The sequence below is a fragment of the Streptomyces sp. NPDC047982 genome (assembly GCF_043204165.1).
Classification (GTDB): Bacteria; Actinomycetota; Actinomycetes; order Streptomycetales; family Streptomycetaceae; genus Streptomyces.
Map to the genome: position 1 here is coordinate 282230 of NZ_JBIDBS010000004.1, position 26725 is coordinate 308954.

The 26725-nt window shown below is 70.9% G+C and carries 21 protein-coding genes; 3 read left to right on the plus strand and 18 right to left on the minus strand.

Going from position 1 to position 26725, the window contains the following annotated elements; all coding sequences use genetic code 11:
- Window positions 1–35 precede the first annotated feature (35 nt).
- A complete protein-coding gene (locus tag ACGF2V_RS06795; RefSeq protein WP_362703878.1) occupies window positions 36–1697 on the plus strand; it encodes an alkaline phosphatase D family protein in 1662 nt (553 codons plus the stop codon).
- 316 nt (window positions 1698–2013) lie between these two features.
- Window positions 2014–2994: a zinc metalloprotease gene (locus ACGF2V_RS06800; protein WP_362621223.1), complete on the plus strand. Its 981-nt coding sequence runs from the start codon at window positions 2014–2016 to the stop codon at window positions 2992–2994.
- 80 nt (window positions 2995–3074) lie between these two features.
- On the opposite strand, the gene ACGF2V_RS06805 is transcribed toward ACGF2V_RS06800, so the two are convergent.
- From ACGF2V_RS06805 to ACGF2V_RS06820, 4 genes are all read right to left on the minus strand, one after another.
- Window positions 3075–3653 carry a dienelactone hydrolase family protein gene (locus ACGF2V_RS06805; protein ID WP_362621224.1) on the minus strand — a complete coding sequence of 193 codons (579 nt, stop codon included), beginning with the start codon at window positions 3651–3653 and terminating at the stop codon, window positions 3075–3077.
- A gap of 32 nt (window positions 3654–3685) precedes the next feature.
- Window positions 3686–4627: an RluA family pseudouridine synthase gene (locus ACGF2V_RS06810; protein ID WP_362621226.1), complete on the minus strand. Its 942-nt coding sequence runs from the start codon at window positions 4625–4627 to the stop codon at window positions 3686–3688.
- A 266-nt stretch (window positions 4628–4893) separates the two neighbouring features.
- Window positions 4894–5484 (minus strand): signal peptidase II, encoded by a 591-nt coding sequence (lspA, locus tag ACGF2V_RS06815; RefSeq protein ID WP_362621227.1) that lies wholly within the window; start codon window positions 5482–5484, stop codon window positions 4894–4896.
- Between the two features lie 58 nt (window positions 5485–5542).
- On the minus strand, window positions 5543–6409 hold the full coding sequence (locus tag ACGF2V_RS06820; RefSeq protein WP_362621229.1) for a TraR/DksA C4-type zinc finger protein: 867 nt from the start codon (window positions 6407–6409) through the stop codon (window positions 5543–5545).
- A gap of 550 nt (window positions 6410–6959) precedes the next feature.
- On the opposite strand from ACGF2V_RS06820, the gene ileS reads away from it, so the two are divergent.
- Window positions 6960–10109 carry an isoleucine--tRNA ligase gene (gene ileS, locus ACGF2V_RS06825; protein ID WP_362703882.1) on the plus strand — a complete coding sequence of 1050 codons (3150 nt, stop codon included), beginning with the start codon at window positions 6960–6962 and terminating at the stop codon, window positions 10107–10109.
- 182 nt (window positions 10110–10291) lie between these two features.
- Here the strand turns inward: ileS and ACGF2V_RS06830 are convergent, their stop codons facing one another.
- From ACGF2V_RS06830 to ACGF2V_RS06895, 14 genes are all read right to left on the minus strand, one after another.
- On the minus strand, window positions 10292–11416 hold the full coding sequence (locus ACGF2V_RS06830; protein WP_362626853.1) for a DivIVA domain-containing protein: 1125 nt from the start codon (window positions 11414–11416) through the stop codon (window positions 10292–10294).
- A 49-nt stretch (window positions 11417–11465) separates the two neighbouring features.
- Window positions 11466–11750, minus strand: a complete 285-nt coding sequence (locus tag ACGF2V_RS06835; protein ID WP_362626850.1) for a YggT family protein — start codon at window positions 11748–11750, stop codon at window positions 11466–11468.
- Between the two features lie 69 nt (window positions 11751–11819).
- Window positions 11820–12455 carry a cell division protein SepF gene (locus tag ACGF2V_RS06840; RefSeq protein WP_362626847.1) on the minus strand — a complete coding sequence of 212 codons (636 nt, stop codon included), beginning with the start codon at window positions 12453–12455 and terminating at the stop codon, window positions 11820–11822.
- Between the two features lie 126 nt (window positions 12456–12581).
- On the minus strand, window positions 12582–13301 hold the full coding sequence (locus tag ACGF2V_RS06845; RefSeq protein WP_362626844.1) for a YggS family pyridoxal phosphate-dependent enzyme: 720 nt from the start codon (window positions 13299–13301) through the stop codon (window positions 12582–12584).
- 6 nt (window positions 13302–13307) lie between these two features.
- The gene (gene pgeF, locus ACGF2V_RS06850; protein WP_389045045.1) at window positions 13308–14066 is read right to left on the minus strand and encodes a peptidoglycan editing factor PgeF; all 759 of its coding nucleotides are present in this window, start codon (window positions 14064–14066) and stop codon (window positions 13308–13310) included.
- Window positions 14063–15274, minus strand: a complete 1212-nt coding sequence (gene ftsZ, locus ACGF2V_RS06855; protein ID WP_362703884.1) for a cell division protein FtsZ — start codon at window positions 15272–15274, stop codon at window positions 14063–14065. Before ftsZ ends, pgeF begins: the two co-directional genes overlap by 4 nt.
- 277 nt (window positions 15275–15551) lie before the next feature.
- Window positions 15552–16340, minus strand: a complete 789-nt coding sequence (locus tag ACGF2V_RS06860; RefSeq protein ID WP_362626834.1) for an FtsQ-type POTRA domain-containing protein — start codon at window positions 16338–16340, stop codon at window positions 15552–15554.
- 50 nt (window positions 16341–16390) lie between these two features.
- On the minus strand, window positions 16391–17485 hold the full coding sequence (gene murG / locus ACGF2V_RS06865; RefSeq protein WP_362626831.1) for an undecaprenyldiphospho-muramoylpentapeptide beta-N-acetylglucosaminyltransferase: 1095 nt from the start codon (window positions 17483–17485) through the stop codon (window positions 16391–16393).
- A gap of 6 nt (window positions 17486–17491) precedes the next feature.
- A complete protein-coding gene (gene ftsW / locus ACGF2V_RS06870) occupies window positions 17492–18937 on the minus strand; it encodes a putative lipid II flippase FtsW (RefSeq protein WP_362626828.1) in 1446 nt (481 codons plus the stop codon).
- Window positions 18938–19049: 112 nt separating this feature from the next.
- Window positions 19050–20519, minus strand: a complete 1470-nt coding sequence (gene murD / locus ACGF2V_RS06875) for a UDP-N-acetylmuramoyl-L-alanine--D-glutamate ligase (RefSeq protein ID WP_362626825.1) — start codon at window positions 20517–20519, stop codon at window positions 19050–19052.
- Window positions 20516–21586 carry a phospho-N-acetylmuramoyl-pentapeptide-transferase gene (gene mraY / locus ACGF2V_RS06880; protein WP_362626822.1) on the minus strand — a complete coding sequence of 357 codons (1071 nt, stop codon included), beginning with the start codon at window positions 21584–21586 and terminating at the stop codon, window positions 20516–20518. Before mraY ends, murD begins: the two co-directional genes overlap by 4 nt.
- A complete protein-coding gene (gene murF / locus ACGF2V_RS06885; protein WP_362626819.1) occupies window positions 21583–22989 on the minus strand; it encodes a UDP-N-acetylmuramoyl-tripeptide--D-alanyl-D-alanine ligase in 1407 nt (468 codons plus the stop codon). Before murF ends, mraY begins: the two co-directional genes overlap by 4 nt.
- Window positions 22990–22993: 4 nt before the next feature.
- On the minus strand, window positions 22994–24721 hold the full coding sequence (locus tag ACGF2V_RS06890; protein ID WP_362626816.1) for a UDP-N-acetylmuramoyl-L-alanyl-D-glutamate--2,6-diaminopimelate ligase: 1728 nt from the start codon (window positions 24719–24721) through the stop codon (window positions 22994–22996).
- Window positions 24722–24738: 17 nt separating this feature from the next.
- Entirely contained in the window at window positions 24739–26721 is a 1983-nt protein-coding gene (locus ACGF2V_RS06895) for a penicillin-binding protein 2 (protein ID WP_362626813.1), read from the minus strand.
- Window positions 26722–26725: the final 4 nt, after the last annotated feature.

Genomic DNA, 26725 nt, shown 5'->3' on the forward strand with positions numbered 1-26725 from the left:
CCCTTTGGGCTTACCGGTCAGTAAGGTCCTGGCCCATGAACTCCCGACACCTTTCGTCGCCGCCGGCCGCCCCCCGGCGCCGCACGGTCGTCAAGGCCGCCGCCACCGCCGCCGTCGCGGTCCCCGTCCTGGGCTCCGCCACCACCGCACGCGCCGCGGACGGGCCCGCCTTCCTCCATGGCGTCGCCTCCGGCGACCCGCTCCCCGACGGCGTCCTCCTGTGGACGCGCGTCACTCCCACACCCGACGCCGTGCCCGGTTCCGGCCGCGGCGCCGACACGACGGTGAGCTGGGAGGTCGCCGAGGACAAGAGCTTCTCCCGGATCGTCTCCCGCGGCTCCGCCGTCGCGCGGGCCGCCTCCGACCACACCGTCAAGGCCGACATACGCGGGCTGCGCCCGGCCACCACGTACTGGTTCCGCTTCTCGGCGGGCGACGGCACGCCGGCCCTCTCACCGACCGGCCGCACCCGCACCGCGCCCGCGGCCGGGGCCACCGTCGCCGGTCTGCGCTTCGGCGTGGTCTCGTGCGCCAACTGGGAGGCCGGTTTCTTCTCCCCTTACCGGCATCTCGCGGCCCGCACCGACCTCGACGCGGTACTGCACCTGGGCGACTACATCTACGAGTACGCGTCGGGCGTCTTCCCGGAGGCGAAGTACGTCGTACGGCCGCACGAGCCCCGGCACGAGATCCTCACCCTCGCCGACTACCGCGCTCGGCACGGTCATTACAAGACGGACACCGACCTGCGGGACCTGCACGCCGCCCACCCGGTGATCGCGATCTGGGACGACCACGAGATCGCCAACGACACCTGGTCGGGCGGGGCCGAGAACCACACACCGGCTACGGAAGGCTCCTGGGCCGACCGCGCCGCGGGCGCCAGGCAGGCGTACTTCGAGTGGATGCCGGTCCGCCCCTCCACCGAGGGCACCGTCTACCGGCGGCTGCGCTTCGGCAACCTGGCCGACCTCCACCTGCTCGATCTGCGCACCTTCCGCTCGCAGCAGTCGACGGTCGGCAACGGCTCGGTCGACGACCCGAACCGCACGATCACCGGCCGGGCGCAGCTCGACTGGCTGAAGGCGGGCCTGGCCGGTTCGGACGCCGCCTGGAAGCTGGTCGGAACATCGGTGATGATCTCGCCGGTCGCGTTCGGCGCGCTGCCCGCGCATCTGCTGGAGCCGCTGGCCGAGCTGCTGGGGCTGCCGAAGGAGGGGCTCGCCGTCAGCGTCGACCAATGGGACGGCTACACCAGCGACCGCAAGGAACTGATCGCGCATCTGCAGGACCGGTCGATCACGAACACGGTGTTCCTGACCGGCGACATCCACATGGCGTGGGCCACCGACGTGCCCGTGAAGGCTGCCACGTACCCGCTCTCGGCCTCGGCGGCCACCGAGTTCGTGGTGACGTCGGTGACCTCGGACAACCTGGACGACTTCCTGCACGTGGCGCCGGGGACCCTCTCGGCGGTCGCGAGCACGGCGGTGAAGGCCGCCAACCGCCATGTGAAGTGGGTGGACATGGACTCGCACGGCTACGGCGTCCTCGACGTGACCGCGGAGCGCTCGCAGATGGACTACTACGTCGTGTCCGATCGCTCGAAGCGGGACGCGACCTCCTCCTGGGCGCGTTCGTACCGGACGCTCAGCGGAACCCAGAAGGTCGAGCGAGCGAACCAGCCAGTGCGCTGAGGGATCATTTTCAGCCACGCGCATGCGCGTTGACGGCACATCACCTCACTACGACGGGTGGCGTGTCTCCATGCACGAATGGGGACACACCACCCGCCGGGGTAACGCGTGACATGACGTCCGCATCTCAAACCCCGGAACGCTCGGATTCTTTTCTCCCTTTTCCAACCGTTTCGCCCCTCGATCCATCCGGCTTGATCATCTCTGCTACGGGTCTGACATGCGCACGTAATCTCCCTGGCGGTGAGGAGGAAGTTCCTCCTCCACATGTCCGCGAGGAGACCCCGTGCAGGCTCTTGCCCGTATTTCGCCGCGTATGCGCAACCGTGCGCTCGGCACCGCCGTCCTGGCCGGAACCCTGGCCCTGGCACCGCTCTTCGCCGCCCCCGGTTCCGCCTCCGCGAAGGTGTCCGCCGCCCCCGCCTCCTCCTCGACGGCCGCGTCCGCCCAGAAGTGCGCGGACGGCACGGCCACCGACGCCACGGCGCGCAGGGCGCACCCCGAGAAGACCACGAACGCCCACGACCCCAACGAGCTGACTGCCGCCCAGGCCAAGGCCATGGACTCCCAGCTGCGGCAGAGACTCGCGGACCGCCGGGCCGACGGCTCCGCGCTCGCCGCGGGCGCCACGATCCCGGTGTACTTCCACGTCATACACTCCGGCACCACCGGCAAGCTCAGCGCGACCGCCATCAATGACCAGCTCAACGTCCTGAACGCCGCCTTCAGTGGCCAGGGCACCGGAAACACCGACTCCGGTTTCCGGTTCACGCTGGCCGGCACGGACTACACCGACAACAGCTCCTGGTACAACGTCTCGCCGGGTTCCTCCGCCGAGACCGCGATGAAGTCGTCGCTGCGCAAGGGCGGCGCGAACGCCCTCAACGTCTACACCGCCAGTCTCGGCGGGGGGCTGCTCGGCTGGGCGACCTTCCCCAGCTCGTACAAGTCCGACCCGTCCGACGACGGCGTCGTCCTCCTGAACTCCTCGCTGCCCGGCGGCTCGACCAGCAACTACAACGAGGGCGACACCGCCACCCACGAGGTCGGCCACTGGCTGGGGCTCTACCACACGTTCCAGGGCGGCTGCAACGGCAACGGTGACTACGTCTCCGACACGCCGGCCGAGAAGAGCGCCGCCTCCGGCTGCCCGACCGGGCGCGACACCTGCACCAGCAAGCCGGGCGTCGACCCGGTCCACAACTTCATGGACTACTCGTACGACGCCTGCATGTACCAGTTCACCCCGGGCCAGGTGCAGCGGATGAGCGACAGCTGGATCGCCTACCGCGCCTGATCCCCGTCCGCCGAAGGGCCCGCGCACCGCGCGGGCCCTTCACGCGGTCACCCGCTACCGGGGGCGCGGCTCCCGCGCGGTCACAGGGTGGCGAGAAAGCCGAGCGCGACCTTCCAGGCCAGCTCGGCCGACGCCGCGTCGTGGTCGGGCAGCTCGTGATCGGTGAAGAGGTGCCCCGCGCCCGGGTAGCGGTAGACCTCGACATCGGCTCCGGTCCGCTGCATCCGCAGGTACCAGGAGTTCAGCCAGTCGTGCGTCTCGAACGGGTCGGGGTCGGCGACGTGCAGCTGCACGGGCAGCTCGTCCACCGAGGCGTTCTCGGCGATGTCCGAGGTGCCGTGGAACAGCAGCAGACCGCGCGCCTTCTCGTCGCCGAGCGCCAGCGTCTGCGCGGTGGCCGCCCCGAGGGAGAAACCGGCGTACACCAGACCCCGGTCGGAGTAGGGCGCGGCGGCCAGCACGGCCCGCCGCAGCAGCTCGTCCTTGCCCAGTTCCTCCTTGAAGGCCAGGCCCTCCTCGACGGTGTCGAAGGTGCGCCCCTCGAAGAGATCGGGCACGTGTACCTCGTGCCCGGCGGCGCGCAGCCGGGCCGCGGCGGCGTGCACCGCGGGGCGCAGACCGTACGTCGAGTGGAAAAGCATGATGTTCATGGGGCCCATGGTGCCAGCCGCTGCCGCCGCGCCGGCGGGCCTCAGCGGCTCTCCGCCGCGATCCTGTCCAGGGCCCGCTGGAGGTCGTCCGGGTAATTGCTGGAGAACTCCACCCAGCTGCCGTCGGACGGGTGCTCGAAGCCGAGCCGGACGGCGTGCAGCCATTGCCGCGTCAGGTCGAGGCGCTTGGCCAACGTCGGGTCGGCGCCGTAGGTGAGGTCGCCGACGCAGGGGTGGCGGTGGGCGGACATGTGCACCCGGATCTGGTGCGTGCGGCCGGTCTCCAGCTTGATGTCGAGGAGACTGGCGGCCCGGTACGCCTCGATGAGGTCGTAGTGGGTCACGGATGGCTTGCCGTCGGCGGTGACGGCCCACTTGTAGTCGTGGTTGGGGTGGCGCCCGATGGGGGCGTCGATGGTGCCGCTCATCGGGTCCGGGTGGCCCTGCACCAGCGCGTGGTACTTCTTCTCGACGACCCGGTCGCGGAACTGCGCCTTCAGCAGCGTGTAGGCCCGCTCCGACTTGGCCACGACCATCAGACCGGAGGTGCCGACGTCGAGGCGGTGCACGATGCCCTGGCGCTCGGCCGCGCCGGACGTCGAGATCCGGTACCCGGCGGCGGCGAGCCCGCCGATCACCGTTGTACCGGTCCAGCCGGGGCTCGGGTGGGCGGCGACCCCGACCGGCTTCACGATCACCACGACGTCGTCGTCGTCGTGCACGATCTCCATGCCCTCGACGGGTTCGGCGACGACCCGCACCGGCGCGGGGGCCTGGGGCATCTCCACCTCCAGCCAGGCACCGCCCCGCACCCGCTCGGACTTCCCGACCACCGCACCGTCCACCTGCACCTTTCCGGCGGCGGCCAGATCGGCGGCCTTGGTGCGGGAGAAACCGAACATCCGGGAGATGGCGGCGTCGACGCGCTCGCCCTCCAGGCCGTCCGGTACGGGCAGGGTGCGGACCTCGGGATACGTACTCACCCGATCGAGTATGCCTTGCGGCGGCCGGTCCTCGTGCACGGTCTCGCTCGGTCCCGTGCGGACGACCCCGCCTCCGCGTCTCCCGGCACCAGCGCCGTGACCGGCAAGGTCTGCCCGGAAGGAGCGTCGTCCGGTGCGTACGATCGCAAGGCGGCCGAAAGCCCTCGGACGGGTCTCTCCCCTGCTCGAACGAAGTCGAGAGCTCGGGGAAGTGCCGGGCGACGCGACGGGGCAAACGTTGCCGGGACAGAACGCCCAGTCCGCGCCTAGTCCTTGTGCACGGTCCCGTCCGGGTCCAGGCCCCGGAAGGAGAGCAGCACGATCAGGATGCCGCCGCAGACGATCGCGGAGTCGGCGAGGTTGAAGACGGCGAAGTGCTCGACGGAGATGAAGTCCACCACCGCGCCCTGGAAGACGCCGGGGGTGCGGAAGAGGCGGTCGGTCAGGTTGCCCAGCGCCCCGCCGAGCAGCAGCCCGAGGGCGATGGCCCATGGCAGGCTGTAGAGCTTCCGTGCCAACCGGGCGATCACCACGATCACGGTCGCCGCGATGACGGTGAAGACGATCGTGTACGCCTCACCGACGCTGAACGCGGCGCCCGAGTTGCGGATCACCTCGAACTTCAGCCAGTCGCCGATGACCTCGATCGGCTGGTGGTGCTCCAGCTTCGCGACCACCAGCAGCTTGCTGACCAGGTCCAGCAGGTAGGCGAAGGCGGCCACGCCGAAGAGCACCGCGATCTTCCGCCTGCCCCTGGCGGGGGGCAGCTCCTCCGCCGGGTTCCCGGTCCCCTCCCCTTCGGTCCCCCCAGCATCGGGGATGTCCGGCGTACCGATGATGCGCTCCGCCTCTGCCACGTGAGTCCCTCAACCTAGGTTCCTGACTGAGGACGAGGGTACGACACGGCGCGCCGGATCAACCGCGTCGCTCCTGCTTCTGTTTGTCCTCGACGCAGAGCGTGGCGCGGGGGAACGCCTGCATCCGGGCCTTGCCGATCGGTTTGCCGCAGACCTCGCACAGGCCGTACGTCCCGGCGTCGAGCCGGGCCAGCGCCCGTTCGGTCTGGTCCAGCATCTCCTGGGCGTTGGCGGCGAGCGCCATCTCGTGCTCGCGGGTGATGTTCTTGGTGCCGGTGTCGGCCTCGTCGTCGCCGGCGCCGTCGCCGGATTCGCGCATCAGACCGGCGAGCGCGATGCCCGCGGCCTCCAGCTCGTTGCGCAGCCGCGTGCTCTCGCCGCTCAGCACGGCCCGCGCATCGTCGACCTCCTGCGAGGTCCAGGGATCCTCGTCCGGCCGGACCGCCAGCTCGCCGGGGGCCGTCGTGACGACTCCCCCGCCCGGCGGCGCGACGGTCGGCGTGGCCTCGTCGGCCGTGCGGGTCCGGGCCCCGCTCTTCTTGGCTACCACCGTGTGGGCTCCCGTCTGCTCGGCGGACTCGGCCGCCTCCGTGGCCGCCGCGGCGGCCTTCTTCGAGGACTTCCTGGCCGCGACCTTCTTCGCGGGGGCCTTCTCGGCCGGTGCCGCGTGCCCGGCATCCGTGCGTGCGGCGGACACCGCCTTCGAAGCCGCTGCCTTCTTCGCCGCGGTCTTGTCCGCGGCCGTCTTCTTCCCGGCCCTTCCGGCCGTCTTCCCGGCCGCCGTCTTCTTCGCCGACGCCGCCTTCGTGGCCGCCTTCTTCTTCGCCGCGGCCTCGGGGCCGCCCTCCGCATCCGTCCTTCCGGCCGCCGCACCCGTGGGTCTCGTCGACGCCGTCTTCTTCGCGGCGCTCTTCTTCGCCACCATGGCCGCGGCCCCTTCACATATTGTGATCTTGCACGCGAATCGTGCTGGGACGATAAATCGGCCCCGGCCCCGCGGCAACGGGGCACGCCGCCGATTCGTCCTCGCCCGCATCCGGACGCCGACCTGCCTGAATCCGTTGTGCCCAGCTCACAGCCCGATAATCCGACTCCCGCGACGCCCCGGCCGACTCCTCCGGGCCCGCCCGTCCCCGTCTCCCCATTCGAGTCACGCCCCGCACCGCCCGATATCCGGTCGGCCGGTGCCCGTACGGGCCCGTACACTGGCCTGAGCGAGAGGCGTGGATGGGACGAGTAGCGTCGTACGCAGCCAGGAGCGACCCGGGGACGGTGGAAGCCCGGGGGCGAGCGCGGCGTGAAGATCACCCGGAGCCGCCGGAAGAACGCCACGAGGCAAGTAGAACCGGCATCGCGACCCCAATGAGGGGGCCACGGGCGCGTGCCCGGGGCCAAGGAGGGTGGTACCGCGGGAGTCGACGAGGCTCTCGTCCCTCCGACGGAAGTGGAAATCGTCCGCCGGAGGAAGTCCGCCCATGACATCGCCGCAGTACCGCCAGGTACCCGCCCAGGTCGACCTGCCCGCGCTGGAGCACGCCGTGCTCGATTTCTGGCGCGAGAGCAAGATCTTCGCCAAGAGCCTCGAACAGTCCGAGGGCCGTCCCGAGTGGGTCTTCTACGAGGGCCCGCCCACCGCCAACGGCATGCCCGGCGCCCACCACATCGAGGCGCGCGTCTTCAAGGACGTCTTCCCCCGCTTCCGCACCATGCAGGGCTACCACGTCGGCCGCAAGGCCGGCTGGGACTGCCACGGCCTGCCGGTCGAGCTCGCGGTCGAGAAGGAGCTGGGCTTCAACGGCAAGAAGGACATCGAGGCGTACGGCATCGCCGAGTTCAACGCCAAGTGCCGCGAGTCCGTGACCCGCCACACCGACGCCTTCACCGAGCTGACGACCCGGATGGGCTACTGGGTCGACCTCGACGACGCCTACCGCACGATGGACCCCGAGTACGTCGAATCCGTGTGGTGGTCGCTGAAGGAGATCTTCGGGAAGGGCCTCCTGGTCCAGGACCATCGCGTCGCCCCCTGGTGCCCCCGCTGCGGCACCGGCCTCTCCGACCACGAGCTGGCGCAGGGGTACGAGACGGTCGTCGACCCGTCGGTCTTCGTCCGCTTCCCCCTCACGTCCGGCCCGCTGGCCGGCGAGGCATCCCTCCTCGTCTGGACGACCACGCCGTGGACGCTGGTCTCCAACACCGCCGTCGCCGCCCACCCGGAGGTCACCTACGTCGTCGCGACCGACGGCCGGGAGAAGCTCGTCGTCGCGCAGCCGCTCGTCGAGAAGGCCCTGGGCGAGGGCTGGGAGACGACCGGGCAGACGTTCACCGGCCGCGAGATGGAGCGCTGGACGTACGAGCGCCCGTTCCAGCTCGTCGACTTCCCGGCGGAGGCGCACTACGTCGTCAACGCCGAGTACGTGACGACCGAGGACGGTACGGGTCTGGTCCACCAGTCCCCCGCCTTCGGCGCCGACGACCTCCAGGTCTGCAAGGCGTACGGTCTCCCCGTCGTCAACCCGGTCCGCCCCGACGGCACCTTCGAGGAGGACCTGGCGCTGGTCGGCGGCGTCTTCTTCAAGAAGGCCGACGAGGCGCTCACGGAGGACCTGGCCGCCCGCGGCAAGCTGTTGCGGCACGTCCCGTACGAGCACAGCTACCCGCACTGCTGGCGCTGCCACACCGCGCTCCTCTACTACGCGCAGCCTTCCTGGTACATCCGCACGACCGCGATCAAGGACCGGCTGCTCGCGGAGAACGAGAAGACCAACTGGTTCCCGGAATCGGTCAAGAACGGTCGCTTCGGCGACTGGCTGAACAACAACGTCGACTGGGCACTGTCCCGCAACCGCTACTGGGGCACCCCGCTGCCGATCTGGCGCTGCGAGGACGGCCACCTGACCTGCGTCGGCTCGCGCGCCGAGCTGGGCGAGCTCGCCGGCACGGACCTGTCCGGTCTCGACCCGCACCGCCCGTTCATCGACGAGATCACGTTCACCTGCTCGCACGAGAACTGCCGGCTGGAGGCGCACCGCGTCCCGGAAGTCATCGACGCCTGGTACGACTCGGGCTCGATGCCGTTCGCGCAATGGGGCTACCCGTACAAGAACAAGGAACTGTTCGAGAACCGCTACCCGGCGCAGTTCATCTCCGAGGCCATCGACCAGACCCGCGGCTGGTTCTACACGCTGATGGCCGTCGGCACGCTGGTCTTCGACAAGTCGTCCTACGAGAACGTGGTCTGCCTGGGCCACATCCTCGCCGAGGACGGCCGCAAGATGTCCAAGCACCTCGGCAACATCCTCCAGCCGATCCCCCTCATGGACCAGCACGGCGCCGACGCGGTCCGCTGGTTCATGGCGGCCGGCGGCTCCCCCTGGGCGGCCCGCCGCGTCGGCCACAACACCATCCAGGAGGTCGTCCGCAAGACCCTCCTGACCTACTGGAACACGGTGGCCTTCCAGGCCCTGTACGCCCGCACGTCGAACTGGGCCCCCTCCGCGGCCGACCCGGCCCCGGCGGACCGCACGGTCCTGGACCGCTGGCTGCTGAGCGAACTGAACGCGCTGGTGGACCAGGTCACGCAGGCGCTGGAGGGGTACGACACCCAGCGTGCCGGCAAGCTCCTGTCCACGTTCGTCGACGACCTGTCCAACTGGTACGTCCGCCGCTCGCGCCGCCGCTTCTGGCAGGGCGACAAGGCCGCGCTGCGCACGCTGCACGAGGTCGTCGAGACCGTGACCCGGCTGATGGCGCCGCTCACCCCGTTCATCACCGAGCGGGTCTGGCAGGACCTGGTGGTCCCGGTCACCCCGGACGCCCCCGAGTCGGTGCACCTGGCCGCCTGGCCGAAGGCCGACCTCACGGTCGTCGACCCGGAGCTGTCGGTCCACATGACGCTGGTGCGCCGCCTGGTCGAACTGGGCCGGGCCACCCGCGCCGAGTCGGGCGTCAAGACCCGCCAGCCGCTGTCCCGCGCCCTGGTCGCGGCGGCCGGCTTCGAGTCCCTCCCGCCCGAACTGCACGCCCAGATCACCGAGGAGCTGAACGTCTCCTCGCTGGCCTCGCTCTCCGACGTCGGCGGCTCGCTGGTCGACACCACCGCGAAGGCCAACTTCCGCGCCCTCGGCAAGCGGTTCGGCAAGGGCGTCCAGGCGGTGGCCAAGGCGGTCGCGAACGCCGACGCGGCGGCACTCTCGCTGGCTCTGCGCGAGGGCACGGCGTCGGTCGAGGTGGACGGCGAGACGGTCACCCTCGCCCCCGACGAGGTGATCATCACCGAGACGCCGCGCGAGGGCTGGTCGGTGGCGTCCGACTCGGGTGCGACGGTCGCCCTGGACCTGGAGATCACCCCGGAGCTGCGGCGCGCGGGCCTGGCCCGTGACGCCATCCGCCTCATCCAGGAGGCTCGCAAGAACAGCGGCCTGGACGTCGCGGACCGCATCGCCGTCCGCTGGACGTCCACCTCCCCCGCCACCGCGGAGGCGCTGACCGAGCACGCGGCCCTGATCGCGGACGAGGTCCTGGCGCTGGACTACGCGCAGGGCGAGGCGGACGCGACCTTCGGCGAACCGTTCGAGGACGAGGGCCTGGCCCTGGCCTTCCGCCTCCGCAGGACGGAGCAGTAACCCCCACTCCTCGGCGGGCCCGTCCGGAACACCCGTTCCGGACGGGCCCGCTCGGCGTTTCCCCGTCCGACGGCCGTATCCCCCGCCCACCTCATGGCACGACAAGGGCCGGGCCCCGGGGAAAACCCCGGGGCCCGGCCCTCAGCCTGCCGACGGCTACGCGCTCACCGCGCGCACCCGACTCAGTTGTCGTCCTCGTCGATCAGGAACCCGCGCATCGGCGACGGCGCCTGCTGCATCGGCTGCGGCGCCTGCGGCCGCACCGGCGCCATCGGCTGGGTCATCGCCGGCGACATCTGCTGCTGACCGCCGTACGAGGGCCCACCCCCCATGGACGGGGTGCCACCCATCGGCTGGTTGCCGTGGTTGCCACCCATGCTGTGGCCCATGGCGCCCGCACCGGCCGGGGCCAGCGAGGGCGACGGCGGCAGCGAGGCGGTCGCCGGGGTGCGCGGCGGGGCGAGCGAGTCGTCCGCCTGGGTCTCCAGCTGACGCAGCTGGCTCTCCAGGTAGGACTTCAGACGGGTGCGGTACTCGCGCTCGAAGCCGCGCAGGTCCTCGACCTTGCGCTCCAGCGTCGCGCGGGCGGACTCCAGCGAGCCCATCGCCACGCGGTGCTTCTCCTGCGCGTCCCGCTCCAGCGCGTCCGCCTTGGCCCGCGCGTCGCGCTCCAGCCCCTCGGCACGGCTGCGTGCCTCACCGACGATCTTGTTGGCCTCGGAACGGGCCTCGGCGATCGCCTGGTCGGCCGTCTGCTGCGCGAGCGAGAGGACACGGGCGGCGCTGTCGCCACCGGGGGCCTGACCGGGCTGCTGCATCTGCGGCGGCTGCTGCATCTGCTGCTGCGGGGCGTGACCGCCCATGGGGCCGCCCATCGGGCCACCCATGGGACCGCCCTGCATCGGGCCGGGGCCGTGCGGGCCCTGCGGACCGGGGCCGTGCTGCCCCTGAGGGCCGGGGCCATGACCACTGGGACCGGCGGGCAGCTGCGGAGCACCACCTGGCAGCTGGGGGGGACCCATCTGCGGGGGCTGCTGCTGGACCGGCGGTCCCGATATGGCGGCGGGCACGGGGGGCCCGGGCCGGTCCTGCGGCTCCGGCTTGCGCATGCCCTGCTGCTGGCTCTGCGCAGCGGCACGCGTGGCGGCGGCCAGCTTGGCGCGCAGGTCCTCGTTCTCACGGAGCAGGCGGGTCAGCTCGGCCTCGACCTCGTCGAGGAAGGCATCGACCTCGTCCTCGTCGTAGCCTTCTCGGAGACGGACGGTTGTGAACTGCTTGTTCCGCACGTCCTCGGGGGTCAGCGGCATCTCTTCTTCACCTCTACGTAGTCGTCGGCAGTCGGCAAGACCGTATCGCTCACAACCCGATCACGATGCCTCTCAGGATGAAAACGATGATCATCAGAACGAAGAAGGACAGGTCGAGTGCCACGCCCCCGAGACGCAGCGGCGGGATGAACCGCCGCAGAAGCTTGAGCGGTGGATCGGTGACCGTATAGGTGGCTTCGAGTATGACCACCATCGGCTTGCCGGGCTGCCATGAACGTGCGAACTGGAAGACGTAGTCCATGACCAGCCGGAAGATCAGCACGATGAGGAAACACGTCAGCGCGATGTAGAGAACCTCTTGTGCGACGCCCATTTCGCGCTTCCCTCTCCCCTGGCTCTCTGGCTCCGGCCTCCCGGCCGGGCCGTTCCCGGTGTCGTGTTCTCAGCTCTGGTTGAAGAATCCGCCCTCAGCGATGCGGGCCTTGTCCTCCGCCGTGACATCGACGTTAGCAGGCGACAACAGGAACACCTTCTGCGTCACGCGCTCAATGCTGCCATGGAGCCCGAAGACGAGTCCTGCCGCAAAGTCGACAAGTCGCTTCGCGTCCGTATCGTCCATCTCTGTGAGATTCATGATCACCGGAGTGCCCTCGCGGAAGTGTTCACCGATGGTACGGGCCTCGTTGTAGGTCCTGGGGTGCAGCGTGGTGATGCGGTACGGCTCCCGCTCGGACACGACCTTGGGCATGATCACCGGCGCGTTCTTCTCCATGCTCGGGCGTTCGGGTGTGATGGATGCCACGGGTGCGATCCGGGCGGGTCTTTCCCTTTCCGCCGGGATCTGCACCGGCTCCCGCTGCGCGGGAGGCTGCACCGCTCGCACCGGTTCGTCCTGTTCGCGCTCCCGCTCCCGGTCCCGCTCGCGTTCGACCTGATGCGCGGGCTGATGCCGCCGCCGGTCACGCTCCGGCTCCGGCTCGGGTTCGAATTCGTCATCGGGGTCGAACCCCGGACCGTCGTACCCATCGTCCTCCACGAGGCCGAGGTAGACCGCCATCTTGCGCATCGCGCCGGCCATGCTCTGAATCCTCCGCTCTGTGGTGGATCGGCATCTGTCACCAAGTGCCCCGCGATCCACTGTGGTCTGCCCGCCATCGGCGGAATTGACCATATTTTCTGCTGTGGTCCGACTCGTTTGGCGACGTTACCCGAGGCTCGGTCGGACTCCGAGTACCGCCGTACCGACGCGTACATGTGTCGCTCCGGCCGCGACCGCGTCCTCGAGGTCCGAACTCATCCCCGCGGAGACCATGTTCGCAGCCGGATGGTCCGCGCGCAGGCGGGACGAGAATTCCATCAGCCGATCGAAGGCGGCACGCCGCCGTCCCGCGTAGGGTCCGGCGAGCGGCGCGACGGTCATCAGACCGGCGAGCCGCAGTCCGGGCGCGGCATCGACCGCGGCGGCCAACTCCTCGATCCCGTCCGGCGCGACGCCGCCCCGGACGCCCCGCTCGCCGCTCTCCGCGTCGAGCGCCACCTGCACGAGGCAGCCGAGTTCGCGGCCCTCGCGCACGGCCGCCGTCGAGAGTGCCGCGACCAGTTTGCCTCGATCCACCGACTGCACGAAATCGGCATAACCGGCCACAGAACGAACCTTATTTGTCTGCAGCTGACCGACAAAATGCCATGTGAGCGACAGATCCGCACACTCGGCCGCCTTGGGGGCGGCATCCTGGTCACGGTTCTCCGCGACATGACGCACACCGAGTTCATGCAGAACCCGCACATCGCTCGCGGGGTAGGTCTTGGTGACGACGATGAGCGTCACTTCCTCCCGCGGGCGGCCGGCGGCGGCGCAGGCGGCAGCGATACGTTCTTCCACCCGTGCCAGATTTTCGGCGAGTTGGGTTCTACGGTCCGTCATGCCCTATCAATCCAACCAGACATATCCGGCGAGCCGCCCGGTGGTGCGGTCGCGGCGGTACGAGAAGTGATCAGCCGATTCGAGGGTGCAGACCGTCGACGCCTGCCGGTCCTCCACACCGAGCGCTTCGAGCTGGGCGTGGACCCCCGCGGTGACATCCACGGCCGGGGTGCCCCAACTGGTCTCGGACCAGGAGGCCGGAACGGCGTCGGCGACCTCGGCGCGCATCGCGGCGGGGACCTCGTAGCACCGTCCGCAGACGGCCGGTCCGGTCCGGGCGACGATCCGCGAGGGCATCGCACCGAGCGCGGTCATCGCCGCGACCGCGGCGGGGACGATCCCGGCGACCAGCCCGGGGCGGCCCGCGTGCGCCGCCGCCACGATCCCGGCGACGGGATCGGCGAGCAGTACGGGGGTGCAGTCGGCGGTGAGCACGGCCGGCGCGAGTCCGCGCCGCGCGGTCACCAGCGCGTCCACGGCGGGGATCTCCGAGGCGTCCCCCCAGGGGGCGTCGACGACCGCGACGTCCCGTCCGTGCACCTGGTTCATCCAGACGACCCGCGCCGGGTCCAGGCCGAGGGCCCGGGCGGCGCGCTCCCGGTTCGCCAGAACGGCGGCGGGGTCGTCACCGACCGCGCCGCCGAGGTTGAGTTCCTCGTACGGAGCCGCGCTCACCCCGCCCCACCTGTCGGTGAAGGCGAAGTGCGCGCGGCCCGCCGAGGTCTCCGGGGCCACCGCAGGAACCGAGCGGTGCGGGACTATCACTTCAAGAAGTCCGGGACATCCAGCTCTTCGACCTGGGAGTCCGGGTAGGGCCGGGCCGGCGGGATGTGCGGCGCGGTGGTGACCGGCGGCAGGTGCTTCTCGGCCACCGGAGCGGGTTCGGCCGGGGTCACGGGCTCCTCGCGCGGAGGCAGGGAGCCCAGCCCGCCGGTGTGACGCACGGGCTCGGAGCGGACCGGCGGAGCCGGCTCCTCGCGCTTGGCGGAGCTCGCGCCCAGAACGTTCTCACGGCGGGCCGGCGGCTGCCCGCCGTCGAAGCCGGCCGCGATCACGGTGACGCGCACCTCGTCGCCCAGCGCGTCGTCGATGACGGCGCCGAAGATGATGTTCGCCTCGGGGTGCGCCGCCTCGCTCACCAGCTGGGCGGCCTCGTTGATCTCGAAGAGACCGAGGTCGCTGCCGCCGGAGATGGAGAGCAGGACACCGCGGGCGCCGTCGATGGACGCCTCCAGCAGCGGCGACGAGATCGCCATCTCCGCGGCGGCCACCGCGCGGTCGTCGCCGCGGGCGGAGCCGATGCCCATGAGCGCCGATCCGGCCTCGGACATGACCGACTTGACGTCGGCGAAGTCGAGGTTGATCAGGCCGGGCGTCGTGATGAGGTCGGTGATGCCCTGGACACCCGAGAGCAGCACCTGGTCGGCCGACTTGAACGCGTCGAGCACGCTGACCTGCCGGTCCGAGATGGACAGCAGCCGGTCGTTGGGGATGACGATGAGGGTGTCGACCTCTTCGCGGAGCTCGGCGATGCCGTCCTCCGCCTGGTTCGCGCGGCGCCGGCCCTCGAAGGTGAACGGGCGGGTGACCACGCCGATCGTCAGGGCGCCCAGCGAACGCGCGATGTTCGCGACGACGGGTGCGCCGCCCGTGCCGGTGCCGCCGCCCTCCCCCGCGGTGACGAAGACCATGTCGGCCCCCTTGAGAACCTCCTCGATCTCCTCGCGGTGGTCCTCTGCCGCCTTGCGACCGACGGCCGGGTTGGCCCCGGCTCCGAGTCCGCGGGTGAGTTCGCGACCGACGTCGAGCTTGACGTCGGCGTCGCTCATCAACAGGGCTTGCGCATCCGTGTTGATCGCGATGAACTCGACGCCCTTGAGACCGACCTCGATCATTCGGTTGATGGCATTGACACCACCGCCGCCGACACCGATGACCTTGATGACTGCGAGGTAGTTCTGCGGTGCTGCCACGTCGAAGGCCTCTCGCCTCGAGTTACGTGTCGTCGCTTGGCGGTGTTCCCGCCGCGACGACGGATGCCGATTGGGGCGGTCCGAAACGCCGACCCCAACCCTAACGTTGAAGTTTAGGGTTACCAGTGTGTCTGTTTCATGGACTCTTCCGAACAGGACACTAAGTCGACAAGTGGCGCGTGTTCAACGAACACGCCGAACCTCCCGTTTTTCTTTTCACCCTATGTGATCAGCCGTAGCCCTGACCAACCAGGGGGCTGGCCAGGCCGCATATGCGTCAACCGTCCGATACGGCAGGGGCGGTGGGCGCACTCACGTCGAAGTGTCCCGCTTGGGGGGCGGCTTTCATCAGAGCGGTGAGGACCCCGGCCTTCACTTGACCGTCCTCGCCGCTGCCCCAGTTCACCGTACGACCCCGGGTGAGCTCCAGGGAGATCGAATCGTACGAGACGACCCGTACGACCTCGGTGTCCTTGGCGACATCGCCCGGAAGCCCGCCCGCGACCCGGACCGCCTCCCGCACCAGCCGGTCGCTGCCGAAGCGACGTAGACCAGGCGACTGACGAGGTGTCAGCTCCAGGGTCGGTACGCGCCGGGGCGCTTTGTCCACCGTCGCGAAGCGCACGCCTTTCGCGTCCACTTCGACGAACTTCGCACCCTTTTTCACCAGCAGGACCGGCTGCCGTTCGGTCACTTTAAGTCCGATTCCATGCGGCCATGACCGCACGACATCCACCGAGTCGATACGAGGCACCTTCTGGCGCAATCGGTCGGCGATGGCGTCGGTGTCCACGGAGATGAGCGGGGCGCCGAGCGGTACCGCCGCGGCGGCCTCGACCTCGGCCGGGGTCAGCACGTCCACACCGGTCGTCCGGACCCGTTCGGCCCGGAGCCAGGGAGAGCCGTAGAGCGCCCAGACGGCCCCCGAACCGAGCAGCAGGACCAGCACGCCGGTCACGATCAACCGGGTGCGGCTGGACCGCCAACGCCGTTGCGGGCTCGGCGGATCGGCCGGGGATTCCTTCTGCTGCGCTGCACCGCGCTGGGCGGTCGTCGGTCCGGCCACGCTCGCTCCTCACACCGGGTCCGGGAGCCGCGCCCCCGGACCCGTCCGCCTCACGCGCCTCGGCGTGCGGAAATCGCCTCGTACACCATGCCGACGAGCAGGTCGTCGGCGTCCCGGCGGCCGAACTCGGCGGCGGCACGGGACATTTCGTACAGCCGGTGCGGATCGGCGAGCACGGGCAGGACGTTGCCCTGCACCCACTCGGGGGTGAGCGCCGCGTCGTCCACCAGCAGACCGCCCCCCGCGTTCACCACCGGCTGGGCGTTGAGCCGCTGTTCGCCGTTGCCGATGGGCAGCGGCACATAGGCGGCGGGGAGTCCGACGGCGGAGAGCTCGGCGACGGTCATCGCGCCCGCGCGGCAGAGCATCATGTCGGCCGCCGCGTACGCGAGGTCCATCCGGTCCACGTACGGTACCGGGATGTACGGCGGCATACCGGGCATGTTGTCGACGTGGGGCAGTTCGTTCTTCGGTCCGACCACGTGCAGGATCTGGATCCCGGAGCGCTGGAGCAGCGGGGCGACCCGCTGGACCACCTCGTTGAGGCGGCGTGCGCCCTGGGAGCCGCCGGAGACCAGCAGCGTCGGCAGGTTGGGGTCGAGCCCGAAGGTGGCACGCGCCTCGGGGCGGACCCGGGCGCGGTCCAGGGTGGCGATGGTCCGGCGCAGCGGGATGCCGATGTAACGGGCGCCGCGGAGCTTGCTGTCGGGGGTGGAGACGGCGACCCCGTGGGCGTACCGCGAGCCGATCTTGTTGGCCAGACCGGGCCGGGCGTTGGCCTCGTGGACGACGATCGGCACACCGGCGCGCTTGGCCGCCAGGTAGCCGGGCAGGGCGACGTAGCCGCCGAAGCCGACCACACAGTCCGCCTTGGTCCGCTCCAGGACCTGCTCGGCGGCCTTGATGGTGCCGCGCAACCGCCCCGGGACAGTGATCAGTTCCGGGGTGGGCTTGCGCGGCAGCGGTACGGCCGGGATCAGGGCGAGTTCGTACCCCCGCTCGGGTACGAGCCTGGTCTCGAGTCCGCGCTCCGTGCCCAGGGCAGTGATCCCCACGGTCGGGTCCTGCCTGCGCAGGGCGTCCGCGAGGGCGAGCGCGGGCTCGATGTGGCCGGCGGTCCCCCCGCCGGCGAGTACGACATGCACCGAAATTCACCGCTCTCCGGACGGACGCTTCTTGACGCGCCGTCTCATCGTCTTCCATCTCACCCCGGTCCTCCGCATGGCCAGGGCCGCCTTCGCGGCGGGTTCCTCTCGCGCGAACGCGATCAGCAGCCCGACGGCGAACATGGTCGGCAGCAGGGCCGACCCTCCGTAGGAGAACAGCGGGAGCGGGACACCGGCGATCGGCAGCAGGCCGAGCACCGCACCGATGTTGATCATGAACTGCACCATGATCCAGGTGGTCACGCCTCCCGCGGCGTACCTCACGAAGGAGTCCTCCGTGCGTCCGGCCACGCGGATACTCGCATAGCCTAGAGCCGCGAAGAGAGCGAGCACCGACAGCGTCCCCGCCAGCCCCAGTTCCTCGCCGGTGATGGCGAAGATGAAGTCGGTGTGCGGTTCAGGCAGTTGACCCCATTTTTCCACACTCGCGCCGAGCCCGGAACCGAACCATCCGCCGGAGGCCAGGGCGTAGATGCCGTGCACGGCCTGCCAGCAGGAGTCATCGGGGCCCGGTTCGGTGGCGCCGACGCAGGCGAGCCGGGACATCCGGTTCGGGCTGGTCTTGATCAGCACGAGCGCGATCACGGTGGCGACGGCGAGCACTCCGGCGAAGAGCCGGGTGGGGGCGCCCGCCAGCCAGAGCAGCCCGAACAGGATCGCCGTGAGGATGATCGCAGTGCCCATGTCACCGCCGAGCATGATCAGCCCGAGGAGCATGAAGGCGACCGGGACGAGCGGGACGAGCATGTGCTTCCACTGCGTGAGCAGTTGCTTGTCCTGTTTGCGGGCGAGCAGGTCGGCGCCCCACAGAACCAGGGCGAGCTTGCCGAACTCGCTGGGCTGGAGCTGGAAGGGGCCGCCCAGGGAGAGCCAGTTCTGGTTGCCGTTGATCGACATCCCTATCCCCGGCACCTGGACCAGCACCATCAGGAAGACGGCTCCCAGGAGCAGCGGATAGGCCAGCGCCCGGTGCAGTTTGACGGGCATCCGGGCGGCGACCGCCATCAGGACGGCGCCGATGACGGCGGCGAGGAACTGTTTACGGAAGAAGTAGCCGCCGGGCTTGTTCAGCTCCAGGGCCTTGATCATCGACGCGGAGTAGACCATCACCAGGCCGAGCACGGTGATCAGCAGGCCGGCGCCCAGGATCACGTAGTACGCGGTCAGGGGGCGGTCCCAGGCCCGCCGCGCCCGCTCGTACAGCCGCCGTGCCGCGCCGCCGCGAGGGGCGCGGGGAGAGCCGGTGGAACGGCCCTTGGGGCGCGGCGGGGCGGGGCGCCGGGGCCCGGCGGCGGAACGGACCCGCAGCAGGGGTCCGAGGGGCGCCCCCGCGCCCGCGGGCAGGGGCGGGGCGAGTGCCCGGCTGATCGCCGCGGTGACCCGTGGGCGGTCCCCACGGGCCGTCACGGCGGAACTCTCTTCGGCCGGCATTTCGCTGTCCCCTCCACTGTGCGTGCCCGGGGCCGCAGCCGAGGGCCGGGCGGCCGCGGCACGGCCGCCCGCGCCCGGTCCTCCGGGCGGTACGGCGCGGAGGCCGGCCCCGTCAGTCGCTCTCGGCTGCGAGCGCGCGGACCGCGTCCGCGAACGCCTCGCCCCGTTTGTTGTAGTTGACGAACATGTCCATCGAGGCACAGGCCGGGGCCAGCAGGACGGTGTCCCCCGGCCGGGCGAGCCGGGCCGCCTCGCGGACCGCCTCGGACATCGCCCCAGTGTCGGTCCGGTCGAGGTCGACCACCGGCACCTCGGGGGCGTGTCGCGCGAGGGCTTCGCGGATCAGCGCCCGGTCCCGGCCCATCAACACCACGCCGCGCAGCCGCCCGGCGGCCCCCGTCACCAGTTCGTCGAAGGCGGCGCCCTTGGCGAGGCCGCCGGCGATCCACACGATCGGGTCGTAGGCGGCGAGGGATGCCTCGGCGGCATGGGTGTTGGTGGCCTTGGAGTCGTCGACGTAGGCGACCTCGGCGACGTCCGCGACGTGCTCGATGCGGTGCGGGTCGGGGCGGAAGGCCCGCAGGCCGTCCCGTACCGCCGCGGGCTCGACGCCGAAGGCGCGGGCCAGGGCCGCCGCCGCCAGGGCGTTGGCGATGTTGTGCGGCGCGGCCGGGACGACGTCGCAGACCTCGGCGAGCTCCTGGGCCTGCTCGTGCCGGTTCTTCACGAAGGCCCGGTCGACGAGGATGCCGTCCACGACGCCCAGCTGGGAGGGGCCCGGCGTGCCCAGCGTGAAACCGATGGCGCGGCAGCCCTCCTCGACGTCCGCCTCTCGGACCAGGTCCTCGGTCGCCTTCTGAGCCACGTTGTAGACGCAGGCGACGCGGTTGCCCTGGTAGATCCGGCCCTTGTCGGCGGCGTACGCCTCCATGGAGCCGTGCCAGTCGAGGTGGTCGGGGGCCAGGTTGAGGACCGCCGCGCAGTGGGCGCGCAGCGACGGCGCCCAGTGCAGCTGGTAGCTGGACAGTTCGACGGCGAGCACGTCGTACTCCTCGTCGCCGAGGACGGCGTCGAGGAGGGAGACACCGATGTTGCCGACGGCCGCGGTGCGCAGCCCGGCCGCCTCCAGGATGGAGGCGAGCATCCGCACGGTCGTGGTCTTGCCGTTCGTACCGGTGACCGCGAGCCAGGGCGCCGCGCCGGGGCCGCGCAGCCGCCAGGCGAGTTCGACATCGCCCCAGACCGGGACGCCCGCCTCGGCGGCCGCGGCGAACAGCGGCTTGTCGGGCCTCCAGCCGGGGGCGGTGACGACGAGCTCGGTGGACTCGGGCAGGGTCGCCCCGTCGCCGAGACGGACGGTGATTGCGCCCACCCGTCGCCCACCGCCACCCTTGACCGAGGCGCTTCGCGCCGCTGCCCAGGATTCCAGTTCGGCGGCCTGCGCGCGGGAACGCTCGTCGTCCCCGTCGTCGACGACCGTGACGACGGCGCCGAGGCCGTGCAGCGCCCGGGCCGCCGGAATTCCGGAGACCCCCAGTCCGGCGACGGTGACGCGCTTGCCCTGCCAGTCCACTGTGCTCACTTCTCGGCTGCCCATCCCGCGTAGAAGAGTCCGAGGCCGACGATCACGCACATGCCCTGGATGATCCAGAAGCGGACCACCACAAGGACCTCGGACCACCCCTTGAGTTCGAAGTGGTGCTGGAGCGGCGCCATCCGGAAGACCCGCTTGCCGGTCATCTTGAAGGAACCGACCTGGATGACCACGGACATGGTGATCATCACGAAGAGACCGCCGAGGACGGCCAGCAGGAACTCCGTGCGGGAGCAGATCGCCAGGCCGGACAGTGCGCCGCCGAGGGCGAGCGAGCCGGTGTCGCCCATGAAGATCTTGGCGGGCGAGGTGTTCCACCACAGGAAGCCGAAGCAGGCGCCCATCAGCGCGGAGGCGACGACGGCGAGGTCGAGCGGATCGCGTACCTGGAAACAGGCGTGGGGGTTGGTCAGGGCCTCCGCGTTGGCGCAGGACTCCTGGAACTGCCACAGCCCGATGAAGGTGTACGCGCCGAAGACCATCACGGACGCGCCGGTGGCCAGACCGTCGAGGCCGTCCGTGAGGTTCACGCCGTTGGACATGGCGAGGATCATGAACAGGGCCCAGACGACGAACAGCACCGGGCCGATCGACCAGCCGAAGTCTGTGACGAACGACAGCTTCATGGAGGCCGGGGTGTTGCCGCGGGCGTCGGCGAACTGGAGCGAGAGCACCGCGAAGGCGACACCGACGATCAGCTGGCCCGCCATCTTCGCCTTGGCCCGCAGACCCAGCGAACGCTGCTTGACGATCTTGATGTAGTCGTCGAGGAAACCGACGAGGCCCATGCCGGCCATCAGGAAGAGCACCAGCACGCCGGAGAAGGTCATCGGCTCGCCGGTGATCACCTTCGTCAGGAAGTACGCGATGATCGTGGCCAGGATGAAGGCGATCCCACCCATGGTGGGGGTGCCCTTCTTGGACCCGTGGGTGCGCGGGCCGTCGTCCCGGATGAACTGGCCGTATCCCTTGCGGGCCAGCAGCTTGATGAGCAGCGGAGTTCCGACCAGGGTCAGGAAGAGCCCGATGGCCCCCGCGAACAGGATCTGCCTCATCGGCCGGCGACCTCGCCCTCGGACGCGTTCTCCAGCAGTGCCATGGCGACCTGCTCCAAGCCGACCGACCGGGACGCCTTCACCAGCACGACGTCTCCCGGGCGCAGTTCACTGCGCAACAGGTCGACCGCAGCCTGTGCGTCGGACACGTGCACCGACTCCTCACCCCACGAACCCTCGTTGTATGCGCCCAGTTGCAGCCAGGAGGCCTCTTTGCCCCCCACCGCGACGAGCTTGCTGACGTTGAGTCGGACGGCGAGCCGTCCGACCGCGTCGTGCTCGGCGAGCGAGGCGTCGCCCAGCTCGGCCATGGGGCCGAGCACCGCCCACGTACGGCGGCCCCTCCCCATGGCGGCCAGTGCGCGCAGCGCTGCCTTCATGGATTCGGGGTTCGCGTTGTAGGCGTCGTTGACGATCGTCACGCCGTCCGGACGCTCGGTGACCTCCATGCGCCAGCGGGAGAGGGTGCCCGCCTCGGACAGCCCTTCGGCGATCTCGTCTGCGGACAGGCCCAGCTCATGGGCGACGGCGGCCGCGGCGAGCGCGTTCGACACGTGGTGCTCACCGTACAGGCGCATCGTCACATCGCTGCACCCGGTGGGTGTGTGGAGCGTGAAAGCGGGGCGGCCGTCGTCGGTGAGACGTACGTTCTCGCCCCGTACGTCCGCTTCCGCGGCCTCGCCGAAGAGCAGCACCCGTGCCTTCGTGCGGGCGGTCATGGCGCGGACGAACGGGTCGTCGGCGTTGAGCACGGCGACGCCGTCCTCGGGCAGGGACTCGACCATCTCGCCCTTGGCCCGGGCGATCTGCTCCCGGCCGCCGAACTCGCCGATGTGGGCGGTGCCGACGTTGAGGACGAGGCCGATGCGGGGCGGGACGAGACCGGTGAGATAGCGGATGTCGCCGATGTAGCGCGCGCCCATCTCCAGGACGAGGTGCCGGGTCTCCTCGGTGGCGCGCAGCGCGGTGAGCGGCAGGCCGATCTCGTTGTTGAGGTTGCCCGCCGGGTAGACGGTGGGGCCCTTGCGTTCGAGGAGTTGGGCGATGAGGTCCTTGGTGGAGGTCTTGCCCGCGGAGCCGGTGAGGGCGACGACGGTGGTGCCGAGGCGGCCGACGACGGCGCGGGCGAGCGCGCCGAGCGCGGCCACGACGTCGTCGACGACGATCGCCGGAACACCGACGGGGCGGGCGGCCAGCACGGCTGCCGCGCCCGCCTCGACGGCGCGCTGCGCGTAGTCGTGGCCGTCGACCCGCTCTCCGGCGAAGGCTGCGAACAGGCTGCCCTGCTCCACCTGTCGGGAGTCGATGACGACGGGCCCGCCGACGACTGCTGCCGGATCGGGTATGTCGTGTGGCTGCCCGCCGACGATTTCGGCGATCTCGGCGAGGGAAAGGGCGATCACTTGGTCATCCCTGACTGTTGTTCTCGTGGGTGTGGGCGCGGTCGTCGGTACCGGGGGTGCCGTCGTGCCCCAGGGAGCGTTCGATGGCCGCGCGCAGGACCACGCGGTCGTCGAAGGGGCGTATCACGCCGTGGATGTCCTGCCCCTGCTCGTGGCCCTTGCCGGCGACCAGCACGGTGTCACCGGGCTCGGCACGGGCGACCGCGGCGGCGATGGCGGCGGCCCGGTCGGCGTCGACCAGGACGTCGCCCCGCTCGTGGACGGGCACCTCGGCGGCGCCCGCGAGCATGGCGGCGAGGATTTTGAGGGGGTCCTCGGAACGGGGGTTGTCGGAGGTCAGTACGGCGGTGTCGGCGAGCCGGGCCGCGGCTGCGCCCATCGGGCCGCGTTTGGTGGTGTCGCGGTCGCCGCCGCAGCCGAGGACGATGTGCAGCCTGCCCCGGGTGACCTTGCGGAGCGAACGGAGCACGGACTCGACGGCGTCGGTCTTGTGCGCGTAGTCGACGACGGCGAGGTAGTCCTGCCCGGCGTCGACGCGTTCCAGCCGCCCGGGGACGCCCGGGACGGCGGCGACGCCGTCGGCGACGGTCTGCGGGTCGAGGCCCGCGACGGCGAGCGTGACGACGGCGGCGAGGGAGTTGGCCACGTTGAACGGGCCGGGCAGCGGGGCCCTGGCGGCGATCCGCTCGCCCTTGGGGCCGACGACGGTGAACGTGGAGCCCAGGGGCCCGACCTCCACGCCCTCGGCGCGCCAGTCGGCGTCCGGATGGCCCTCGGCGGAGAAGGTGACGACCGGGACCGATGCCTCGGCGAGGAGCCTGCGGCCGTAGGCGTCGTCGAAGTTGACGACGCCCTGCCGACTGCGGCGCGGGGTGAAGAGCTGCGCCTTGGCCTGGAAGTAGTCCTCCATCCCGGAGTGGAACTCCATGTGCTCCGGGCTGAGGTTGTTGAAGACCGCGACGTCGAAGACGCATCCGTCGACCCGGCCGAGCACCAGCGCGTGGCTGGAGACCTCCATGGTCACCGCGTCGACACCGCGTTCGCGCATCACGGCGAGCAGGGCCTGGAGGTCGGTGGCCTCGGGGGTGGTGCGCTCGGACTTGATGCGTTCGTCGCCGATGCGCGTCTCCACCGTGCCGATCAGCCCGGTGGCCCGCCCGGCGGCGCGCAGGCCGCCCTCGACGAGGTACGCGGTGGTGGTCTTGCCGGAGGTTCCGGTGATGCCGATCCGCAGGAGGCCGTCGCCGGGCCGTCCGTAGATCTCTGCGGCGAGTTCGCCCATACGGGCGCGCGGGTCCTCGGTGACCAGGACCGGCAGTCCGGTGGCGGCGGCGCGCTCGGCGCCGGCCGGGTCGGTGAGGACCGCCGCGGCGCCGAGGCCGGCCGCCTGGGCGGCGAAGTCGGCACCGTGGAAGCGGGCGCCCGGCAGGGCCGCGTAGACGTCACCGGGTCTCACCGCCCGGGAGTCATGGGTGATTCCGGTGACCTCGGCGGTCCCCGGCGGCTCGACTCCCAGCCGGGCTGCCAGCTCGCGGAGCGGCGTCGGCCTGAGCCGATCCGGGCGGGGCGCTCCCGGCTGGTTCACGGGAGCGGCCTTCTGGGTGGTTTGGAACTGATCAGCGTGGGGCACGGCGGTGAGCGTACCGGGCTCACCCGGCCTCTCGCGAAGTGAGGGGCCGGGGTCCCGGTGGTTCCCGTTCCGGTTCCCGGGATCGGGCGTGATGGTCGTCACTGATCGGTCCCCCGTGTTCACTCGCCGGGATCGAAGGACACCGGCAGCCTGGCCGGCGGCTTGCCGGACGGTGGGGTCTGGAGGGTCTTCAGCGCGAACTCCATGACCTCCTTGTAGATCGGCCCGCAGATCTGGCCACCGAAGTAGCTGCCCTTGGTCGGGTTCTGGATCGCGCAGTAGACGGTGATCTGCGGGGCGTCGGCCGGTGCGAAGCCCGCGAAGGACGCGGTGTATCCGCGGTAGCCGCCGCGTACGGGATCGACCCGGTTGGCCGTACCGGTCTTGCCCGCCACCCGGTAGCCGGGGATCTTCGCCTTCGTCCCGGTGCCCTCCTCGTCGCCGACCACCGACTCCAGCATGGTGGCGAGCGTCTTGGCGGTCTTGTCGCTGACCACCCGGGTCTCCTTCGGCGCGGGTGCCGGTTCGAAGCGCCCGTCGGGGCCCTTGGCGCCGCGTACCAGCGTCGGGGCGATGCGGACGCCGCCGTTCGCAATCGTCGAGTAGATGGAGGCGGCCTGCATCGCGTTGACCGAGAGGCCCTGGCCGAACGGGATCGTGTACTGCTGCGAGGTCGACCAGTCCCCGGGCTCGGCGAGGATGCCGGGGGTCTCGCCCGGGTAGCCGAGTCCGGTCGGCGAGCCGATCCCGAACTTGCGGAGGTAGGAGTAGAGGACCCGGTTGGCCTCGGCCTGCGTCTCGCCGAGTTCGCCGGTGGCCAGGATGGTGCCGATGTTGCTGGACTTGGCGAGCACGCCGTTGAGCGTCAGGTACCAGGTGGGGTGGTCGATGTCGTCCTTGAAGAGCCGGTCGCCGCGGTGCAGCCGGTTGGGGACGGTGACGTGGGTGCCGGGGGTGGCGACGCCCTCCTCCAGCACGGCCGCCATGGACATGACCTTGCTGGTGGAGCCGGGTTCGTAGGCGTCCTGGAGCGCCGCGTTCCCCAGGGACGCCGCGTCGGCCTTCGAGAGGTCGTTGGGGTCGAAGCCGGGGGCGTTGGCCATCGCGAGGACCTCGCCGGTCCTGGTGTTCTGCACGACGACGTAGCCGCGGTCGGCCTTGGACTTCTTCACCTGGGCGGTGATGGCCTGCTGGGCGGCCCACTGGATGTCGCGGTCGATGGTCAGCTCGATGTCGGAGCCGGGGACGGCCGGGACCTCCTTGGTGCCCGCGGTGGGGACCCGACGGCCGCCGGACTGGGCGTAGCTGATCGTGCCGTCCTCGCCCGCGAGCTGCTCGTTGAGCTGGGCTTCGAGGCCGCCCGCGCCCTTGCCCTCGGCATTGACGTAGCCCAGTATCCCGGCGGCGAGACCGCCGTTGGGGTAGACCCGCTTGGTGGTCGCCTCCTGGAAGACGCCCGCCAGCACGTTGCCCCCGGGGCCGCCGGCCGCCTTGTCCTTGGCCGCCTTCTCGGCGAAGACGGACTTGAGGTCCCTGATCTGGTTCCAGACCTGCGGGGTCTGCCGACGGGCCAGGACGGCGTAGCGGCCCTTCCCGGTCAGCTTGGCGGTCAGCTCGGCGGCGTCGGCGCCGAGGATCGGGGCCAGGAGCTCGGCCGCCTGCCGGGGCGCGTCGGGAACCTTGCTGAACTCGGGCGTGAACATCGACGGATCGGCGGTGATGTCGTACGCGTCGACGCTGGTGGCAAGGGCGACGCCGCGGCGGTCGGTGATCTGGCCGCGTTCGGCGGCGACGGTGTGCTTGAAGTAGCGGTTCACCTCGGCCTTGGCCGCGTACGCGCTGGCGTCGACGGCCTGGACCTGGAGGAGCCGGACCACGAACACCAGCATGACGAGCGTCAGGGCGACACCGACCAGGCGGAGGCGGGGGCGCGGGCTGCCGAGCCGCAGGGGGCCCGCGGGCCGGTTGCGGGGCGCGCGGGAGCGGGGCGCGGGGGGCGCGGACCTGCGGGTGGCGGGCCGGGGGCGGCGCCGGTCCCCGGCGGCGCCGCGCGGACGTGCGGGGCCGGGGACCCGGCGGCGCGGTGGTTCCTTGGGCGGCACTGCG

What these genes read in the sequence shown, in the direction of transcription:
- ACGF2V_RS06835 (WP_362626850.1), bottom strand. Translation starts at nt 11,750, where the DNA reads ATGGGCGTCGCACAAGAGGTTCTCTACATCGCGCTGACGTGTTTCCTC.
- ACGF2V_RS06840 (WP_362626847.1), bottom strand. Translation starts at nt 12,455, where the DNA reads ATGGCCGGCGCGATGCGCAAGATGGCGGTCTACCTCGGCCTCGTGGAG.
- ACGF2V_RS06805 (WP_362621224.1), bottom strand. Translation starts at nt 3,653, where the DNA reads ATGGGCCCCATGAACATCATGCTTTTCCACTCGACGTACGGTCTGCGC.
- ACGF2V_RS06830 (WP_362626853.1), bottom strand. Translation starts at nt 11,416, where the DNA reads ATGCCGCTGACCCCCGAGGACGTGCGGAACAAGCAGTTCACAACCGTC.
- mraY (WP_362626822.1), bottom strand. Translation starts at nt 21,586, where the DNA reads ATGAGGCAGATCCTGTTCGCGGGGGCCATCGGGCTCTTCCTGACCCTG.
- ftsW (WP_362626828.1), bottom strand. Translation starts at nt 18,937, where the DNA reads ATGCCGGCCGAAGAGAGTTCCGCCGTGACGGCCCGTGGGGACCGCCCA.
- ACGF2V_RS06800 (WP_362621223.1), top strand. Translation starts at nt 2,014, where the DNA reads ATGCGCAACCGTGCGCTCGGCACCGCCGTCCTGGCCGGAACCCTGGCC.
- ACGF2V_RS06795 (WP_362703878.1), top strand. Translation starts at nt 36, where the DNA reads ATGAACTCCCGACACCTTTCGTCGCCGCCGGCCGCCCCCCGGCGCCGC.
- ileS (WP_362703882.1), top strand. Translation starts at nt 6,960, where the DNA reads ATGACATCGCCGCAGTACCGCCAGGTACCCGCCCAGGTCGACCTGCCC.
- ACGF2V_RS06820 (WP_362621229.1), bottom strand. Translation starts at nt 6,409, where the DNA reads ATGGTGGCGAAGAAGAGCGCCGCGAAGAAGACGGCGTCGACGAGACCC.
- ACGF2V_RS06845 (WP_362626844.1), bottom strand. Translation starts at nt 13,301, where the DNA reads ATGACGGACCGTAGAACCCAACTCGCCGAAAATCTGGCACGGGTGGAA.